15 protein-coding genes, 1 tRNA gene and 1 riboswitch are annotated in these 18462 nt (G+C 42.7%); of the genes, 15 read left to right on the forward strand and 1 reads right to left on the reverse strand.

The genetic code is table 11. The annotated features are described in order from the left end of the window. The first annotated feature begins 1 nt into the window (after position 1). The 8 genes from rimI (at position 2) to OXPF_RS15170 (ending at position 9003) form a co-directional block, all read left to right on the forward strand. Positions 2–451: a ribosomal protein S18-alanine N-acetyltransferase gene (gene rimI / locus OXPF_RS15135; protein WP_054876057.1), complete on the forward strand. Its 450-nt coding sequence runs from the start codon at positions 2–4 to the stop codon at positions 449–451. A 66-nt stretch (positions 452–517) separates the two neighbouring features. Next, positions 518–1075, forward strand: a complete 558-nt coding sequence (locus tag OXPF_RS15140) for an RNA polymerase sigma factor (protein ID WP_054876058.1) — start codon at positions 518–520, stop codon at positions 1073–1075. Further along, positions 1056–1625: an anti-sigma factor family protein gene (locus tag OXPF_RS15145; protein ID WP_054876059.1), complete on the forward strand. Its 570-nt coding sequence runs from the start codon at positions 1056–1058 to the stop codon at positions 1623–1625. Before OXPF_RS15140 ends, OXPF_RS15145 begins: the two co-directional genes overlap by 20 nt. Positions 1626–1784: 159 nt before the next feature. Beyond that, on the forward strand, positions 1785–2765 hold the full coding sequence (locus OXPF_RS15150) for a bactofilin family protein (protein ID WP_054876060.1): 981 nt from the start codon (positions 1785–1787) through the stop codon (positions 2763–2765). A 53-nt stretch (positions 2766–2818) separates the two neighbouring features. Next, a tRNA-Trp gene (locus OXPF_RS15155) sits at positions 2819–2894 on the forward strand. 863 nt (positions 2895–3757) lie between these two features. Then, complete coding sequence (locus OXPF_RS15160) at positions 3758–5311, forward strand: PucR family transcriptional regulator (RefSeq protein WP_054876061.1); 1554 nt, start codon at positions 3758–3760, stop codon at positions 5309–5311. Between the two features lie 1136 nt (positions 5312–6447). After that, positions 6448–7872, forward strand: a complete 1425-nt coding sequence (locus OXPF_RS15165) for an MFS transporter (protein WP_054876062.1) — start codon at positions 6448–6450, stop codon at positions 7870–7872. A gap of 840 nt (positions 7873–8712) precedes the next feature. After that, positions 8713–9003: a late competence development ComFB family protein gene (locus OXPF_RS15170; protein WP_054876063.1), complete on the forward strand. Its 291-nt coding sequence runs from the start codon at positions 8713–8715 to the stop codon at positions 9001–9003. Between the two features lie 35 nt (positions 9004–9038). Here the strand turns inward: OXPF_RS15170 and OXPF_RS15175 are convergent, their stop codons facing one another. Then, a complete protein-coding gene (locus OXPF_RS15175) occupies positions 9039–10094 on the reverse strand; it encodes a peptidoglycan DD-metalloendopeptidase family protein (protein WP_054876064.1) in 1056 nt (351 codons plus the stop codon). Positions 10095–10387: 293 nt separating this feature from the next. On the opposite strand from OXPF_RS15175, the gene OXPF_RS15180 reads away from it, so the two are divergent. The 7 genes from OXPF_RS15180 to tsaD all read left to right on the forward strand — a co-directional run bounded on the left by OXPF_RS15180 (position 10388) and on the right by tsaD (position 18380). Continuing rightward, entirely contained in the window at positions 10388–10750 is a 363-nt protein-coding gene (locus OXPF_RS15180) for a zinc ribbon domain-containing protein (RefSeq protein WP_054876065.1), read from the forward strand. A gap of 92 nt (positions 10751–10842) precedes the next feature. Next, positions 10843–10944, forward strand: a riboswitch (purine riboswitch). Positions 10945–11063: 119 nt separating this feature from the next. Continuing rightward, positions 11064–11633 carry a xanthine phosphoribosyltransferase gene (locus OXPF_RS15185; RefSeq protein WP_054876066.1) on the forward strand — a complete coding sequence of 190 codons (570 nt, stop codon included), beginning with the start codon at positions 11064–11066 and terminating at the stop codon, positions 11631–11633. A gap of 84 nt (positions 11634–11717) precedes the next feature. Continuing rightward, positions 11718–12839, forward strand: coding sequence for a BMP family ABC transporter substrate-binding protein (locus OXPF_RS15190; RefSeq protein ID WP_054876067.1), 1122 nt, complete (start codon positions 11718–11720; stop codon positions 12837–12839). A gap of 24 nt (positions 12840–12863) precedes the next feature. Beyond that, the gene (locus OXPF_RS15195) at positions 12864–14384 is read left to right on the forward strand and encodes an ABC transporter ATP-binding protein (RefSeq protein WP_054876163.1); all 1521 of its coding nucleotides are present in this window, start codon (positions 12864–12866) and stop codon (positions 14382–14384) included. Continuing rightward, positions 14381–15478, forward strand: a complete 1098-nt coding sequence (locus tag OXPF_RS15200) for an ABC transporter permease (protein WP_054876068.1) — start codon at positions 14381–14383, stop codon at positions 15476–15478. Before OXPF_RS15195 ends, OXPF_RS15200 begins: the two co-directional genes overlap by 4 nt. Before the next feature lies 1 nt (position 15479). Then, complete coding sequence (locus OXPF_RS15205; RefSeq protein WP_054876069.1) at positions 15480–16415, forward strand: ABC transporter permease; 936 nt, start codon at positions 15480–15482, stop codon at positions 16413–16415. Positions 16416–17357: 942 nt separating this feature from the next. Then, positions 17358–18380, forward strand: coding sequence for a tRNA (adenosine(37)-N6)-threonylcarbamoyltransferase complex transferase subunit TsaD (tsaD, locus tag OXPF_RS15210; protein ID WP_054876070.1), 1023 nt, complete (start codon positions 17358–17360; stop codon positions 18378–18380). Positions 18381–18462 lie beyond the last annotated feature (82 nt).

An 18462-nucleotide genomic window follows, 5' to 3' on the forward strand; every position in this document is an offset into this window, starting at 1 on the left:
CATGGGGGATATAAAATTATGCAGAATGGATATAGATGACATACCGGAGATTATGGTGATAGAAAACCTCTCCTTTGCCGTACCCTGGTCGGCTGAATCCTTCATAACTGAAGTGCAAAACAACAGAGCCGCAAGATATGTAGTGGCAAAGGACACGGATAAAGTAATAGGCTACGGAGGCATGTGGATTATATTGGATGAAAGCCACATAACCAACATAGCAGTACACCCCGATTACAGGGGTAAAGGAATAGGAAACCTTATCTTAAAGGCAATGATTGAAATGGCAAAACAAGAAAATATCATAGCCATGACATTGGAGGTTAGAAGGACAAATTACATAGCCCAAAGGCTTTATGAAAAATACGGCTTTGTATCCGTCGGCATTCGCCCTAAATACTACGAAGACAACAATGAGGACGCCATCATCATGTGGAAAAACAATGTGTAAATTTTTTCAGACATATTCAGAATACTGACGTATATAACAATAGAAGAGTTTGAAAGAAGTGGTGATATGATAGATGAGGAGGCTTTGCTGATTTCCAGGGCACAGGAAGGCGACCTGGACGCCTTCAGCGAACTTATAACAAAACATAAAAAGCTCATATATAACCTGTGCCTTAGGATGCTTTATGACAGAGGCGAAGCCGAGGATGCCACCCAGGAGGCCTTCATGAAAATATACAGAGGCTTGAAATCTTATAACGGCACAAGCAAATTCTCCACCTGGGCTGTAAAAATTGCATCCAACATCTGCATAGATATTATAAGAAAGAGGAAAATCACAACACTGCCTATAGAGGATTACGAGCTGAAGGATGACACATCTCCGGAAAAAAGCTATATAAAATCCGAGTCATACCGGGAAATAGAGCAGGCCATAGAGGCACTTCCTGAAAAATATAAAATAATGATAGTATATTACCACTTTATGAACCTATCATATGAAGAGATATCAAAAATATTAAAGGAACCAATGACCATAGTTAAAAACAGGCTTTACAGAGCCAGGCTCATGTTAAAGGAAAATCTTAAAGAAAAGGGGGGCTACAATGGACTGCAGAGCGGCTGATAATCTTATGATGAAATATCTGGATGGGGACATTACGCAAAAAGAATATGAAATGCTTAATATGCATCTTTCATCCTGTGAGAGCTGCAAAATGGAATTTGAGATTCTTCGCAGTGCCTTTTTTAGCATTGACAATATCAAGATGGAAGAGGCCCCCGAAAACCTTGAAAGGCTTGTAGTATCAAAGATAAGAAGTGAGAAGCCTGTCAGGGCTAAAAATTCATGGCTTCCCATTGCTGTTAGCTTTCTTGCAGTCATCATGGGATGGATAAACATTATACTTGTTTTCAGGTTTACACCGGCGGCAAGCATAATTTCAGACAGCTTCAGTCATCTCAACTTCTTGTTCAATGAGCTCTTTGATTTATCCTTAAGCCTGTGGAAAACCATATTTACAGGGTCATTAAAGCTTTTAGCCATGGGGAGAGCCCTTGACATAGCAAGGGGAGTCATCCTGGAAACCTACGGCATGGCAATAGCCCTTATGATTTTGATGTCAGCAGTGGTATTGAGGTTATACGGTAATATATACAGAGCCTTTAAACATTAGTCCGGGATATTCCTCTGACTCACAAGATAAAAATAAGCTGGGGCATACCTTCGGCTTCCCACAGATTTATTTCCTAAAAGAGAAGGTGTGTACCCTAATCTTGACTAAGAGGAGTGTCCTTCTAACATTATTTCTAACATTATTTATGGAGGTAATATTATGCGATATGCGAAAAAATTATTATTTGCTGCAGTCATGTTTATTTTGATTTCTTTATCCTTTGAAGGATACGTATATGCAAACTCGGCGGGCGACAGACAAGGCGGAATTGTCAAGCTGTCGGGCGATATATATGTAAATGAAGGCAGCAGCATCTTAGGCGATGCGGTAACACTCAGAGGGGATATTTACGTAAACGGTTCTGTAACGGGAAACGCAGTCACGCTATTCGGAGATATCATAGTTAACGGCACAGTAATGGGAGATGCAGTAACCGTATCAGGAAAAATAACAGTAGGTGATAAGGGCAGAGTTCTTGGAAATACTGTAGAAGCTATTGACGGCAGCGTAAGTCAAAGGCTGCCGGGAAGCTACAGGTATGATTTCAATATGCCGGGGAGAAACAGAACATTCTGGGGAAGATTTACAGGGTCTTTATTATCCTTCTCCGGTTATCTTGTATTGTTCTTGTTCTCAGCTTTGGTTTACCTCATAATGCCTAAAAAAATTCACGAAATGGCGCAATCCATAGAGCAGGACATGGGAAGAAAGGCGGGCTTGGGAGTATTGACTTTAATAGGCTCTCCTCTGATTATGATAATACTCTCCATATTGCTTGCAATTACCATCCTAGGGATTGTTGTAATACCCTTTGCCTGGATCGCATATGCCATTGCAATGCTAGTAGGCATGGTGCCGGTATATCTGTACCTTGGAAGGAAAATATCATTAGCCGTTACAAGCAGGCAGTATGAATCCTACGGAGCTATTGCAGCAGGTTTGCTCATATTATGGCTTATTAAAGTGGCATCATCCTTCGGAGGCGTATATACAGGCTGGATTAATGTCATAATAAATATGGCACTGTATGTTATAGGCATAGGCACGCTGTTTGATTATATAATCACTCACAGAAAGAGGAAGCCGCCAAAATACATTCCACCCGACGGGCAGGGAGCGGGGCCTGCACCTGTCGAATAGTATTAATTTCTATTGCAAAAGAAATAGATTTGTGCTATATTAGTTATTGTCACAGGGGCATGGCTCAATTGGTAGAGTAGTGGTCTCCAAAACCATTGGTTGTGGGTTCGAGTCCTACTGCCCCTGCCAGAAAAAGCCAGTAAAAAAGATTTATGGCCGAAAAGCCAGAGTCTGCGCGGTCTGATGAGGGCTTCTACACAAGAAAGTAGAAGCCCTCATTTCTTTAATTTATCAGCTCTCCTGCTTCACTCTGACAGGAGTTGAACGCGCAAGCAGTCAAAACCAGAATTGACCATGGAAAACGGCAAACAACACGTAAATTAAGTGGCGCCCTTTTTGAAACGGCAGAAATGCCCTTTGAAAAGTGGTGCCCTTTTTATATAAAAGCCGGAAACCCTTGATATCACAATAGCGCCCTTATTTGAAGCCATAGAATCCCCCATTTTCAGCCGAGGTTAGAAATAAGATCCCGGCTTTTTTTGCTCCCAAAATTCATCAGAACCGATGCGGTTCTAACTCTTTTCATTCTTCGCATCTTCCTTTATCCTATAGAATTTTGGCGCCGCGGTTTGGCTGGTATTTGGGTAGCCTTGCGTCAACATTACCACAGGCGGGATGGCAAACTGGGGAGATTGCTGACATTGACCATTTCCTGCTCACTTGACTATAGAATTTTATCAAGATTAACAACGCTTGTAAATCCGCAAGCCTGAGGCTGCTGACGAGAAAAAACGTCAAACTGTCGTTTCTTATAGTATTTGCCGCGCAGAATCCGCGTAAAATTAAAACCCGATATTTGGTGAAAGCTGTTCTTGCATTCGGCGAATAGTTGAAGTATGCTATTATCATTCGATATAAAAGAACAAATTAAACAAAAATGTAATACATAATTTTCTACAACCCCATCTCTTCGCCTGCTTAGTGCTCTTGGATCGATATTCCTTATACATTTAATATATATGATATATATTTTTTAAGGAGGATACTGAGCCATGATGATTACCTTGAACATGATCTATGAAAAACTGAAGTCAGACTGTCGATGCGAAAAAAACAGGAGTACTCTCTCCGACAACCCGCTCCAAGCTCCTCTCCTCTACACTAACGGACCCCTTTCCCTAGGGTGCGTGTATGTGGCGGACGCTGCCGAGCTTAAAGGGGAGGAACTGGACGGCATGGCGGTTGTCTGCGTGGGGACGCCCGCCTTTGATTACCTCCGAGTCTCCTTTGACCTGATTATTGTAGAGAATACTTATGATCTGAAGGCGCTCTTCAACCGCATACAGACCATTTTCCTCTCTTTGCTCTACTGGGACGCCCAGCTCAAACATATATCCCGGGATTCCATGGATATGCAGAAGCTGTTGGAGGAGAGTCGCAGGGAACTGGACTATTCCTTTGTTTTTTTGAACAATTTCTTGAAACCCATCGCTATTTGCGCCGATTCAAGTCTGGACGGCGTACCGGACAAAGTGCAGAGCGAGCTCGTTGCATCCGTTCTCCAGAACGATGCCGTGGAGGATGTGAGCAAGGCCCCCAACGCCCGCAGATTTGTTACCGCCCACAACAAGAGGGGACTCTATTACAACATTTACTATAACAGCGATTACCGGGGAAAGCTGCTGGCCTTATGCGACAGCTGCAGAGAGATCACCCGGGCAGACGAGTGCCTTTTTGAAAATATATGCCGTCATGCGGAAAAGATGTACGAGCTTTTTTCCAGCTCCTCAATGCGTATGCCCGGCTATGTGATGATGCAGCGGGTGATTCACGCCGTGCTGAGCGACAACTGCCAGTACGGCAACGCCGAGGTGTCTGAGGCCCTGAAATTTGCCAGATGGGGTGTAAACGACAGCTATGTGGTCTGCTTTATACCCTTCGGTGAGAACGGCAGCATACCCGTGCGGGCGGAGTATATCGTAACGCTGCTGGAGAACCGCTGGAGCGTCGCCCAGGGCGGCTATGCCTCCGGCATCGTGCTGGAGGACGGAATCGCGTGGATTGTAAACATCTCCCTGTCCGCGGAAGGGTATTTCGACGAGTTCCTGCCCGAATTCATCGACCTGGTGCGGGGCTTTAGCTTCCAGGCGGGCATGAGCGCGACGTGCCACGACTTTTTCTCCCTCCGCGCCTATCTTAAGCAGGCCGCCACCGCCATCAGGATCGGCTCCCGGATGGAACCCGGCGCGGTCTTCTACAGCTTTAAGAAATACGCGCTGGAACATATGCTCGACAGTGCCGTAGGCACCTTTAATGCGGAGGACGTGATCCATCCCAGCCTCATCACGCTGATGAACTACGACCGTGAGCACAACACGGAATTTTGCAAGACACTTCGAGTGTTCATTAAGTACAGTTACAACGTGCTTCAGGCCAGCAGCGAGCTTTTTATCCACCGCTCCACCTTCTCGGTGCGAATCAAGCGCATCGAGTCTCTCTGCCGGATCGATCTGGACGACGAGCGCACCCGGCTGCATATCCTCCTTTCCTTTTATATTCAGGAAAAGCTGGGCTGCATTCGGCAGCAATGCGGGGGCGACAGATAGTTAAGCCTTTATCTGCGCTTATGTATCGTCCGCATCTTATCCCGTTTTCGCAGGTGCCCTGATCTTTGGAAGGGCGCCGGCACCTGACTGAGGTCTCTTCAGTCATACGCTTCCCCCTGTGAGAGACGGCAGGACATGCCGCCGCCATAGGGGGCGTTTTTTTACATTTTCTTATTTGTTATTTGGATTTTAGAATTAAATTTCAGTCTAATCATGGTTTTACAGAAAAAAATAAGTCTGAAACTCTATATACACAACATTTTGATGAAAAGCGGCGTAACACTTCATTCACAATTCGGATTGTTTTTTAAAAAAATTCCAGTTATTATTGTTAGTTAGTGGTACTTTGTAACAGCATTATTCTTTATCCTAATGGCCTAATGAGAAAAGGAGGAGAAAGTTTAAATCACCTATAACCTTAAGAAACTAAGGAGTATCGGCGAGTTTCTGAACACAACAGTGCCCTTCACTCACCACATCTACTACTACAATATCTATTAAAATATTCATGATTTTGGGCATATCCAAACACTTCATTTTTCATATTTACTAAATGAATATCCCATCACGGTGCCGGAAAATTTCTAAGCGGTTGTAAACAGTGGCAAGCATCTGTGGATACCACCGCCAATGATATCGTAAACATCGAATTCCGGGTTAGTACTGATCACATTCCGGAGCATAAGTCTGCGACCTTGGTCCCGCGAAGCCTAGCGAGATAAAAGGGCATTTCAGAGCTGTTCGGCCTTTAGCAGGTGTATTCCCTAACGGTTGGCGGTTCTATGGTCAAGTTCGGCATGCCACCATCGACGATGCAAAGAAGTGGTATAAAAAGATCCGCTTCCCGGACATCGAAGCCATTAACCGGGATTTTATGGCAAAGCTCAAGGCCCTTTTAGGAATGAAACCCGCATTTTAAGATGCTGCTCCCAGAAAGGCCTGTTCTGGCGTCTGATTTTCTTCATGCACTTTAGCGGACCAGCCATGGCCTATCTATCATGGCAAACACTCACCGTCTCCATCAAACTCATTTAAGGCTCTTTACCGTCAGAGCCCTATGGTCGTATGTGCCTTTAATATCCGCCGTTACAGAGGAAAACACTATACTCAAATATTAGATTTTAGGAGGATGTAACATGAATGAAGCACCAAAACTGACGAACCTGCATATTAATACTTATGCGCTGTCCAACAGTTTAAACTCAATGGCCTTCACTGTACCCATGACGTTTCTGACCTTATTTATGACAGACTACTTAAGAATTAGCCCCGTGGCTATCGGCACCGGTATGCTTATCGCCAAAACTGTTGACTTCTTAGTCGGACTCATTGCGGGCATTTTTATTGAGCAGAGCAACATGAAGAAAGGCAAATATCTCTCGTGGATACGTCTTTTAACCATCACACTTTTCTTTGGTAACATTGTTCAGATGATAGACACATCTTCTTTTATCAGCAATGCCACCGTACGTTTGGCTATCGTCATGATATTCTATATGATGTTCCACTGCTCCATGAACTTCTATGCCACCTCCCGTGCGGCAATGATTCCTAAGATGGCCGGACACAACATGGAGGACCGTAAAAAGATTACCGCCCGTCAGGGCCAGTTTGCAGCCGCAACTGCCATTATAACCTCGGCTGTGACCCTTCCCGCTGTTCAGCTTGTTCAGAATATCACCGGCTCAGCATCCCTTGGCTACTTCATAGTTGCTGCTGTATTTTCTGTCGCCTTCGCCACTGTCAACTTAATCTTTGTCAAGATAGCAGCTCCCTTTGATCCACCCCAGGCGTCCGTTGCTTCTGTGCGCAAGCCTCCAACTGTCGGACAGATGGTTACTTCCGTTGTCACCAATAAGCAGATGCTTGTTCTTTTCTTCGGCTTCACTGCCTTCACCATCGGCACACAGCTTTACGCCGGCATCACCGCTTATTATTTCCGTGTGACCGGTACCTTTGCTTTCATGACCGTGGCAATGACCGCCCGCTCAATATGTGCCCTTCTTGCCAGCCTAGTTGCTCCGGCTCTCGGCCGCAAGATTGGAAAGAAAGGTTCTCTGATTTTCGGATGGTTCATTTATGCCTTAAGCACCATCTCGATTTGGGCCTTTGGTATTAATTCTGATGGCAGCGCAAACCTGGTTGTTATGACCGTCGCCATGTGCCTATGCCAGGGTGCAATGTACATCTATACCGTATTCACTGCCAACTACTACCTTGACTGCGGAGAGTACGGCTACTATGATACCGGCATTGACAACCGTACCATGGCTCTTACCGTCATGAACTGGCCCACTAAAATAGGCTTTGCATTGGGCGGCTCCCTTGTAGGATACTGTTTAGCATGGTCCGGCTATATTGCCCCCACCGCAACTACTGCAGCTACCTTCACCTACATGAACCGCTTCACGATGTCAATCGGATTAATACCCGGTATATGTATGTTAATCGGTGCCACTATCATTCTGGTCGCCTACAAGCTGACTGACACTCAGGCTGCCGAATACGCAAAGCTCAACGCTGAACGTGAGGCTGGTGCTGCTGCCAAAGCCGCTAATTAAGTTTAGCATAGACAATTTTAAATATAATAAAATACCCATCAGTGCTATCCCTGCCGGTACAGCGACAGGGCAATTAGGCATCGGCTCTCTCACGGGACGCATGTCCGGTGCCATAGCCATCAGAGTGATGGACAATTCCATGTGTTTCTTATAGAGAAGGATTCGGAGCAATCTAAAAGACAATTATACGAGGATGCCGATTATCACAGGCATCCTCCTTTTGCATGTATTTAAACAGCCTGACCTTGATTCTAACCCGAAATTATTGCCGCAGCTCAAAGGAGTGGGCCTGATATGGATAAACTTGATTTCCGTATAAACTGCCATAGCTATGCCGGTCGGTGCGACACTATCCGCTCCGACTCCGCAACCGCATAAATCTGGTTTGCAGAGTCGGAAAGAAAACCCGGTATTCCGAAGTTTTTGAGCGCAAAGGAGAGTGGCATGTCTTGCCGCTTACTTTTTTGCCTAACCTGTCCTCGCCTCGTTTATTATGAATGGCAGCAGTCGCAGTAAGAATTCGGCCCCAGCTTCAGCAATTTGATACTTCGTATGGCTTTCATTTAAAAACGTAAAAACGCGTTGAAAAGCCGGCGGTATGGGCATGAACGCAGCAATACGCCGGTGCAAATAAAAGTTCAGGCAAATAATCTGGAGGTAACAAGGTCCCTGGAATACGCTAACAGTCTATGATTGATATTGCAGGAGGGGATCTTATATATTTTTGCATCAGACATGGCATATATGCAGGAAAAACAAAATAAACATCGAAATAATAATGTGAAAATTCACAGACCATTACAATCTTTCCTATATAATATCAATTTGCGGAGGTAGGTCATGGAAAATAAAGTACTGGATAATGAACAGCTGGAGATAAAGAATCACATGGAAACTGTGGTGACACAAATGTTTGAAAATATGCTAAAAAGGCTTGACATTTGCAAATGTGAAATGTGCAGAAAAGACATAATCGCATATGCCTTGAATCATCTTCCGCCAAGGTATGCAGTAACTCAAAAGGGGGAGCTCTACTATAGGCTTGCGGAATTTACCCAGCAGTTCGAAATTGATGTGCAGGTTATTCTTGCCGAAGCAGTGCAGGTAATTTCTCAAAACCCCAGACATTAAGAGAACCGCCGATTTTACCGGCGGTTCTATATTTTCTATTTAACTGTATAAGGATCAATGGCTTTTCCTTTATATCTCACTTCAAAGTGGCAGTGGTTTCCGGTAGACCTTCCGGTGCTGCCCATATAAGCTATTATATCGCCCCGCTCCACTCTTTGTCCCACTTTTACATTCAGCTTTGAGTTATGGCCGTATAGGCTCTCGTAGCCGTTTCCATGGTTTATTTTTACTAAGATTCCGTAGCTTCCGTCCCTGCCTGCTATAGTCACAACGCCGTCGGCGGAGGCTCTTATGGCTGTCCCTCTTGAATTTGCTATATCTATACCGTCGTGGAACTCGTAATTCTTACCGAAGGGATTCTTTCTGTATCCAAAAGTGGAGGTAATCTTTCCTGATACCGGAAGCACTGAAGGCTTGGCTCTCATTTCCTTAAGCTTTTTTTCGGCCTCTGCTATTACTCTATCTAATTCTTTTATTTCATCATCCACTCTGGTTGCCATTTCATCTATTGTATCGCTTATTTGATCTATACCCTGAAGGTTGTCCACTAAAACTTCCTCTTCACCCGGGTAAAGGATTCCTCCTCCCCCCATGCCCCTACTGGCTATTTTAAAGGAGGTTAATTCTTCAGAATCATCTTTATCATCGGCGTTTGACTGGGTGTCTTCACCCTTGGCCTCTATGATATCCCTTAATCTGGTCTCCAAGTCCTGTATAACCTTGATTTTTTCTTTCATTTCATCTTCGCTGGCCTTGTACTCGCTCAACTGTTTTTCGCTGTAATCCTTCATGGCCTGAAGGGAATCATACTCGGCTTTTTTGCTTTCCAGCCTGGCGCTCAGCATATGATAAGAAAAGGCGAAGACACATACTATGGAAAACATTATGAAGTTCAATATGACGAAAGAAGATACCAGCCTTCTGGAAAACTTCAATGATTTTACATTTTTAATGGGTGTATGGGGAACCACCATGATGGTGAAAAATTCTTTTCTGTTAAACCATCGTTTAAAAGTGTTCTTTATGGATTCCCATATGTAACTAAAAAATTGTCCGACTCTGCTCATAATCCTATGAAAGAATAAGTTCATTCTATCACCTACTCCTAAGGTTAATGGCACCATCCATATAGAACCAACTAAAGATATTACATTTAATATACTGCTTTAAAATCCATTTGTGTTTAAGCTGCAACCTTACTTGTATAATAATGTAAAACTTAATTGAAAAAATATATTATATGTTTGCACCATTAATATAATACCACAAATTCAGGCAAGACTGAATAAATTTTTCACTTTTTCATAAATTAATTTGTAATGCCGTAAATGCATTAAATGTAATATAATATGGGTAGTCTATATAAAAAGCGGGGGAAAGGCTCATGTTTTTCATAGGAATTTTCGGCATTCAAAATAAAGTAAAAGAATTAAAGGAATTCACTGATGTCTGCTGTTCCTGCGGCAAATACTCCAGGATGAAATTGCTTTATGAATATAATTGCTTTCATATTTTTTTCTTGCCCTTGTTTAAATGGGGGAGAAAATATTTTCTTGAAGCCAGATGCTGCAGAAGGGTCTTTGAGGTGCCTGACAATTACATAGACGAACTTTTAGAGGCTGATACTGTGGATTTTAGCAGGCTCACAGAAATTAACATGCCATACACATTATGTCCAAACTGCAGAAATTACGTGGATTCAGGATATAAATTCTGTCCCAACTGCGGCAGCAAACTGAAGCTTTAAAACTTGTAAATAAATTATTAAACAAGTATTGATTTTTAATGTCAGTTATTATAGAATAATAACAGCAATAGCAAAGGTGAACGTTTTTAATAAAACTGAATATAAAGTTCGCCCGTATATACCCGGTAATATGGTCCGGGTGTTTCTACCAGACTGCCGCAAATTGTCTGACTATGGGTGTTTGTAAGCATAATGCATAAAATGTTCAGATTTATTTCGTGTTGCTACATACAATATTTGCTTGTAAACTCCCTTATTTTTCATAAGGGAGTTTTATCTTTTAAAGATAAAACAATGTAGAAGGAGACGAACAATGGACTTGCTAAAAGAAAGAATAGTTAAGGAAGGCAGGGTAATTGGCAGCAGCATACTCAAGGTGGATGGCTTTTTAAATCATCAGATAGACATCCAGCTTTTAAATGAAATAGGCAGGGAATTCAAAAACAGGTTTTCCGATATAAAGGTTGACAAAATACTTACCATAGAATCTTCAGGAATTGGCCTTGCATGCATTACGGCTCAATACTTTAATGTTCCGGTGGTATTTGCTAAAAAAGCTCTGTCACTTAATCTTGACAAGGATGTATATGTTGCCGATGTTTTCTCCTATACTAAAAATACAGGATACAACGTATTTGTATCCGCCAAGTATTTAAGCAAAGGCGAAAACGTTCTTATAATCGACGATTTCTTAGCTAATGGACAAGCGGCTTTAGGCCTTATAAATATCATAGAACAGGCAGGGGCTACTGCCGTGGGAGTAGGAATAGTGATAGAAAAAGGCTTTCAGCAGGGAAGAAACCACATAGTGGAAAAGGGAATAAGGCTGGAATCCCTGGCTATAATAAAATCCATGGAGGACAACAAGGTTATATTTGAATAAAACTGCGGGTTTATAAAGCTTAAATAAACTTTGCCTGCAGTTTGAATATAAGTTAAAAGGCTAAATGATGAAGGAGGAAAAAACATGAAAAAAATAACCGGTATAGTGTTAAGCCTGGTCCTTTTATTATCTGTTTTATTGACAGGATGCGGCGGTTCACAGCAGGGAGGAACACCTACGGCAACTCCAACACCCACAGAACAGGCAGCAGAGCCATTGGTGGTAGGGTTCATCTACATAGGACCTGTTAATGACGGTGGATGGACAGAGGCTCACAACAACGGAAGACTTGAAATGGAAACAGCATTAGGCGACAAAGTTAAAACTCTCATAATGGAAAACGTTCCTGAAAGCGCTGATGTTGAAAAAGCAATGCGTGATATGATAGACCAGGGAGCAAAGGTTATATTCGCAACAAGTTTTGGATACCAGGATTATGTTGCAAAGGTTGCAAAAGAGTTTCCTGATGTAACTTTCCTTCACTGCTCAGGCAGCATTGATCTTCCAAATGTAGGAACATATTTCGGCAAAATGTATGAAGCAAGATACCTCTCAGGTATAGTTGCAGGTATGAAGACAGAAACTAATAAAATAGGATATGTTGCAGCAATGCCCATACCCGAAGTTATAAGAATGATAAACGCATTTACTCTTGGCGTACAGTCAGTTAACAAGGATGCAACCGTTGAAGTTACCTGGACAAATACATGGTATGATCCGGCTAAAGAAAAGGAAGCTGCAAAAGCGCTTCTTGACAAGGGCTGCGACGTACTTGCACAGCACCAGGATTCAACAGCCACACAGATAGCTGCTTCAGAAGCAGGAAAATTCTCAATTGGATATGACTTGGATCATCCGGAAAAAGTAAGCGGATACATGACAGCGCCAATCTGGCATTGGGGAAGCTACTATATTAAGACTATAAATGAAGTACTTGGCGGAACCTGGAAACCCGGGAGCTATTGGGGACCGATGAGCGATGGCATAGTTGAATTGGCACCGTTGACTTCCTATGCACCGGAAGGCGCACAGGCTAAGATTGATGAAGCTAAGAAAGCCATAAACGACAGCTCATTAAAGATATTCAAAGGACCGTTAAAGGACAACACAGGTATTGAAAGAGTTAAAGAAGGCCAGGTTATGACTGATGACGAAGTTTGGAGCATGGACTGGTTCGTTGAAGGAGTAATAGGTAAGACCAACTAATACTTAAGAAGGATTGTGGTGAGCATGGATAAACTGAAGGAAGCAATAAGGATGGATAACATATCCAAATCATTCGGGAAGGTGCTGGCCAACAAGAACATCAATTTTGAAGCCCGAAGCGGCGAAATCCATGCTTTGCTGGGAGAAAACGGAGCAGGAAAAAGTACACTTATGAACATGCTATCAGGGATTTACACCCCTGATAGCGGTTCTATTTTTATTTATGGGAAAGAAGTTTCTTTTCATTCTCCCAAAGATTCCATCCGTGCAGGCATAGGAATGATACATCAGCATTTCAAGCTCATTGATGTTTTGACGGCAAGGGAAAGCATTATCCTGGGGGAAAAGGGCAGCTTTCTTTTAAACCCCAAGGCAGAATATGCAAAGATAAAGGAAGTTTGTGATACCTTCGGACTGGATATCGACCTGGATAAAAAGATATATGATATGTCCGTCGGTGAAAAGCAAAACGTTGAAATCATAAAGGTTCTCTATAGGGGAGCCAAGATACTTATAATGGATGAGCCTACGGCAGTTCTTACTCCCCAGGAAATTGAAAAGCTCTTTAAAATAATGGGCAACATGAAGGAGCAAGGCTGCACCATAATAATAATAACCCACAAAATGAACGAGGTTATGGCGGTGGCCGACAGGGTAACGGTTTTAAGGAGCGGTGAGACTGTGGGTACTGTTGTTAAAAATGAGACCAATCCCAAAGCCTTGACGGAGATGATGGTGGGACGTCCCATGGATTTATCCGTTAAAAGGCTGGAAACAAACATGGGAAAAATCATACTTAAAGTAAATAACCTGAGTGTATATGGCGAAGATAAGGTAAGGGCGCTTACAAACGTGTCCTTTAATATAGCCGAGGGAGAAATCCTCGGTGTTGCCGGAGTTGCAGGCAGCGGACAAAAAGAGCTGTGCGAAACAATAGCCGGCCTCTATCCTATTGAATCGGGAGAAATATATTACAAGGATCAAAATATCGTAGGCAAAAGTCCAAGGGATATTATAAACATGGGTATCAGCATGAGCTTTATTCCCGAAGACAGGTTGGGAATGGGCCTGGTGGCTTCCATGGACATGGTGGATAACCTGATACTCAAGGATTATCAGAATAAAAAAGGATTTTTGATAGACAGAAAACCGCCGGCAAAAAAAGCTGGGGAGATAATCGATAAGCTGGGTATTCAGACACCGGGAATTAATTTCCCCGTAAAAAAACTGTCGGGGGGAAACATCCAAAAAGTGCTCTTGGGCAGGGAACTGGAATCCGATCCCAAGCTTTTAATAACGGCATACCCGGTGAGGGGCTTGGATGTGGGAGCAACCTATACAATATACAACCTTTTAAATGATGAAAAGAAAAAGGGCGTAGCCATTTTATATATAGGTGAGGACCTGGACGTACTGTTGGAATTATGCGACAGGATAATGGTACTATGTGACGGAAAAGTAACGGGCATAGTGGATGCAAGGACAGCAACCAAGGAAGAAATCGGCCTTATGATGGCCGGAGAAATGGAGGGAGCTACTTTATGATAAGATTCGTAAAGAGAGCAGAAATATCAAAATTAAAAAGCACCTTAATACGCTTGTCAGCCATAATCCTCGCCCTCCTTTTATTTGCAATCTTTATATATTTAATATCGAAGGAAAATCCTTTTGAGGTATACGCATCCATGCTGAAAGGGGCATTTGGTTCAAGATACAGGTTCAATGAAGTGGTTATAAAGGCAGTTCCCCTTATAATTTCATCCTTAGGGATTGCCATAGCTTTTAAAATGAAGTTCTGGAATATAGGCGCCGAAGGGCAGATAATGATGGGAGCCTTTGCAGCAAGCTTTATAGCCCTTAAATTCCCTGGACTGCCCCAGATAGTAATGCTGACTGCAATGGTTATAGCAGGCGTATTGATGGGGGGGATATGGGCTCTCATTCCGGCATTCTTCAAGGCCCAGTGGAGAACCAACGAGACTATAGTTACATTGATGCTGAATTATGTGGCATTGAAATTTGTGACCTACCTTCAATACGGACCATGGAAGGATCCAAAGGCGACGGGCTTTCCGAAAATACCTAATTTTGTGGATGCAGCCATCCTTCCTAAAGTCTTAGGTATTCACATAGGGTGGATAATTGCTATAGTGCTGGCAATTGTCATGTATATAGTTATGACTCACAGCAAATTGGGCTATGAGGTTTCCGTAATAGGTGAAAGTGAAAGAACCGCACAATATGCAGGTATAGATATAAAAAAGACTATAATAACAGCCGTTTTAATAAGCGGAGGCTTGTGCGGCCTTACAGGAATGATTCAGGCATCGGCTGTAAGCAACACCTTAAATATTGAAGTTTCGGGGGGGCTGGGCTTCACAGCTATTATAACAACCTGGCTGTCCGGTCTTTCAGCGCCATTTATAGTTGTAGCTTCTTTTCTTTTTGCAGCGCTTTTACAGGGCGGGTCATACATTCAGACAGCCTTTAACATCCCCGCCTCCATAGCACTTATGCTGCAGGGAATTATACTGTTTTTCGTTTTAGGCAGCGAGTTTTTTATAAACTTCATGCCGGTTACTCAAAAGCAGCTTAATACTATGATAAAATTACAAGCTTCAGGCAAGGAGGGGAAATAACATGGATTATATAGCATCCTTTTTTGCCGCAGCAATTGTGGCAGGCACTCCTCTTTTATTTGCTACCTTAGGTGAGATAATAACCGAAAAAGCAGGCCTTACTAACTTAGGTGTTGAAGGTATGATGCTCATGGGAGCCGTAGGCGGCTTTCAGGCCGGGCTTTTAACCCAGAACCCGGTTATCGCAATTTTATCAGGAGCCCTTGGCGGAATGATAGGAGCATTGATATTTGCATTTTTGACCATAGAGCTTCGCGTAAACCAGATTGTTTGCGGACTGGCGCTCAGTATATTCGGTGAGGGCTTTGCAAGCTACATGGGTAAAATTCTGGGGGGGAAAATGGTACCTCAGGCCCTTAAGGCATATTTCATGCCCTATAAAATACCACTTTTAGGTGATATCCCATTCCTGGGAAGAATTTTCTTCAGCCAGGATCCTTACATCTATTTAGGATATATAATAGCAATACTATTAGGGCTATATCTTTACAAAACCCGGCCCGGCTTAACTTTGCGCTCCATCGGCGAAAACCCCGGAGCAGCCGACGCCGCGGGAATTAATATATCAAGATATAAATACATTCACACACTTTTAGGCGGTGCCTTATCAGGGTTAGGCGGTGCTTACCTCTCCTTGGTATACGTTCCTGCATGGCAGGAAGGCATAACGGCAGGAAGAGGCTGGATAGCCGTAGCCCTGGTTATATTTGCAACCTGGAACCCTTACAAAGCAATTTTAGGCTCTTACCTTTTCGGCGGCTTAGACATCATAGGCTTCAGATTGCAGGGCACAAAATTTGCAGTATCCCAGTACCTTATCGATATGCTTCCCTACATGGTAACCATATCCGTACTGGTTTTCGTTTCACTGAAAAAATCAAAGGACAACTCCCCTCCCGCGGCCTTGGGAACCCCTTACTTCCGCGAAGAGAGGTAACAAATTTGGGGATACAACTTTAGTTGTGTCTCCTTACACTTTTACGCTGAATTTTGAACACCCCTCTCGTTGTGTTCCAGTTCTGAAAGTTCTAAGGCTCCCTGCCTTGAAAATGCAAGAATTTTTAAACTTCCTTCCGCTCAGACAATCTAAAATTCTAAGCAATATCTTTGGCAGCGTCGCCAAGAACTTTCAAAGAACTCTCACAATGCTATGGCGTTGTTCAAAATTCAGCGTCCTAAAATGTACATCTACAGCCTCTGACTATATTAACAGCAGTCAGGGGCTATTTACGTTGTATTCCTTTCCATATACAAGTTTGCTACTTTGGATATAATTGAATATAATAAATACTGATATCATTTCAAGCTTTTGACTGTATTAATTGCCATCTAAACGGAATTGTGTAGAATCTATATAGAACAAGCAAATGAAAATTGCTATGATATCAGTAAAGACGGAGTTATAGCGGAATGTTCATGTGGCTGTTAACCTCTATACTTGGGTTAGAGTGTAAATGATGTTTGTTTATAAATAAAAGAATCTTTAAAGTTGAGATGGCGTGATATGATGAATGGACATTGCGAAAGGACTGTAGAAGCTGTTAACGAAGCGGAGGAAAGCTGGAGTCATTATATGAGTGATAGAGATGTTTATAAGAAAGATTAAAATAATCTGACTTTATAATTTATGTAACTTCTGCCTTCATTTGCAAAGCTGGAAATAACAAAGCTGGAAATAATAGCGTAAAGGCCGTGTTTCTGTTAGCGAAGTACATGAAGCATAAGTCATTGTCTGAGCGATAGCGTATAAATTGAGGACATTCCTCAATAAAAAGAGGAGTGTCCCCTAACCTTAAACATACGAGTTTTACAGACACTAGGAATTAGAGCGTAATTGACGGCTTAAAAATGAAAACAGAGGGGTAAGGAGAGAACTAAAATGGAGAGGAAAGATTATGTTGTATTGGGGATAGAGTCAAGCTGCGACGAGACCTCGGCGGCAGTTGTTAAGGGCGGCAGAGAGCTCCTTTCAAATATAATATCGACACAGATAGAGCTGCATAAAAAGTTCGGAGGAGTAGTGCCGGAGGTAGCGTCAAGGAAACATGTGGAGCTTATAAATGTGGTTATACAGGAAGCCTTGGATAAAGCGGGAGTGACCCTTAATGATGTGGATATTATAGGAGCGACTTACGGGCCTGGACTGGTAGGAGCCCTTTTGGTAGGGCTTTCGACGGCAAAGGCACTAAGCTTTGCTGCAAAGAAAAAATTTGTAGGCGTAAACCACATAGAGGGCCATATATGTGCTAATTTTCTGGCACATAAAGAGCTGGAGCCTCCTTTTGTGTGTCTGGTGGTGTCAGGAGGCCATACCAATATAGTTTACATCGAAGATTACGGAAAATTTGAAATAATGGGAAGAACCAGAGATGACGCTGCAGGAGAAGCCTATGATAAAATTGCCAGGGCATTGGGACTGGGCTATCCGGGAGGTCCGGTAATTGATAAACTGGCGCTTCAGGGCAACAAGGATGCCGTTAACTTCCCCAGAATAAACCTTGATAAAAGCCTTGATTTCAGCTTCAGCGGATTAAAGACCTCTGTTTTAAATTATATAAATAAGCTTAATATGGTAGGCACAAAGATAATAGTTGAGGATGTTGCCGCAGCCTTTCAAGAGGCGGTGGTGGACGTTCTTGTGGATAAGACAATAAATGCCGCCATTTTGAAAAAAAGCAAAATAATTGGAATTGCCGGCGGAGTTGCGTCAAATTCAAGACTGAGAGAAAAATTCATGGAGAAGGCTAAGATACACGATATACAAATATTTTTTCCACCTCCCATATTGTGCACCGATAATGCAGCTATGATCGCTTCGGCAGCATATTACGAATATGTAAACGGAAGGGAATCGGATATGAGTCTTAACGCAAACCCTTCATTAAGGCTGGGTCAGCGGTAAGGCATATTTTGTATATGCAATTAGTGTATAATCTATAATTTTGTATTATGTAAACAGATTATGAGTAAATTTTAAAGAATGG

The organism is Oxobacter pfennigii (assembly GCF_001317355.1).
GTDB classification, from domain to species: Bacteria; Bacillota; Clostridia; order Clostridiales; family Oxobacteraceae; genus Oxobacter; species Oxobacter pfennigii.

What these genes read in the sequence shown, in the direction of transcription:
- OXPF_RS15165 (WP_054876062.1), top strand. Translation starts at nt 6,448, where the DNA reads ATGAATGAAGCACCAAAACTGACGAACCTGCATATTAATACTTATGCG.
- rimI (WP_054876057.1), top strand. Translation starts at nt 2, where the DNA reads ATGGGGGATATAAAATTATGCAGAATGGATATAGATGACATACCGGAG.
- OXPF_RS15170 (WP_054876063.1), top strand. Translation starts at nt 8,713, where the DNA reads ATGGAAAATAAAGTACTGGATAATGAACAGCTGGAGATAAAGAATCAC.
- OXPF_RS15195 (WP_054876163.1), top strand. Translation starts at nt 12,864, where the DNA reads ATGGATAAACTGAAGGAAGCAATAAGGATGGATAACATATCCAAATCA.
- OXPF_RS15190 (WP_054876067.1), top strand. Translation starts at nt 11,718, where the DNA reads ATGAAAAAAATAACCGGTATAGTGTTAAGCCTGGTCCTTTTATTATCT.
- OXPF_RS15200 (WP_054876068.1), top strand. Translation starts at nt 14,381, where the DNA reads ATGATAAGATTCGTAAAGAGAGCAGAAATATCAAAATTAAAAAGCACC.
- OXPF_RS15150 (WP_054876060.1), top strand. Translation starts at nt 1,785, where the DNA reads ATGCGATATGCGAAAAAATTATTATTTGCTGCAGTCATGTTTATTTTG.
- OXPF_RS15205 (WP_054876069.1), top strand. Translation starts at nt 15,480, where the DNA reads ATGGATTATATAGCATCCTTTTTTGCCGCAGCAATTGTGGCAGGCACT.
- OXPF_RS15145 (WP_054876059.1), top strand. Translation starts at nt 1,056, where the DNA reads ATGGACTGCAGAGCGGCTGATAATCTTATGATGAAATATCTGGATGGG.
- OXPF_RS15185 (WP_054876066.1), top strand. Translation starts at nt 11,064, where the DNA reads ATGGACTTGCTAAAAGAAAGAATAGTTAAGGAAGGCAGGGTAATTGGC.
- OXPF_RS15140 (WP_054876058.1), top strand. Translation starts at nt 518, where the DNA reads ATGATAGATGAGGAGGCTTTGCTGATTTCCAGGGCACAGGAAGGCGAC.
- OXPF_RS15160 (WP_054876061.1), top strand. Translation starts at nt 3,758, where the DNA reads ATGATGATTACCTTGAACATGATCTATGAAAAACTGAAGTCAGACTGT.
- OXPF_RS15175 (WP_054876064.1), bottom strand. Translation starts at nt 10,094, where the DNA reads ATGAACTTATTCTTTCATAGGATTATGAGCAGAGTCGGACAATTTTTT.
- tsaD (WP_054876070.1), top strand. Translation starts at nt 17,358, where the DNA reads ATGGAGAGGAAAGATTATGTTGTATTGGGGATAGAGTCAAGCTGCGAC.
- OXPF_RS15180 (WP_054876065.1), top strand. Translation starts at nt 10,388, where the DNA reads ATGTTTTTCATAGGAATTTTCGGCATTCAAAATAAAGTAAAAGAATTA.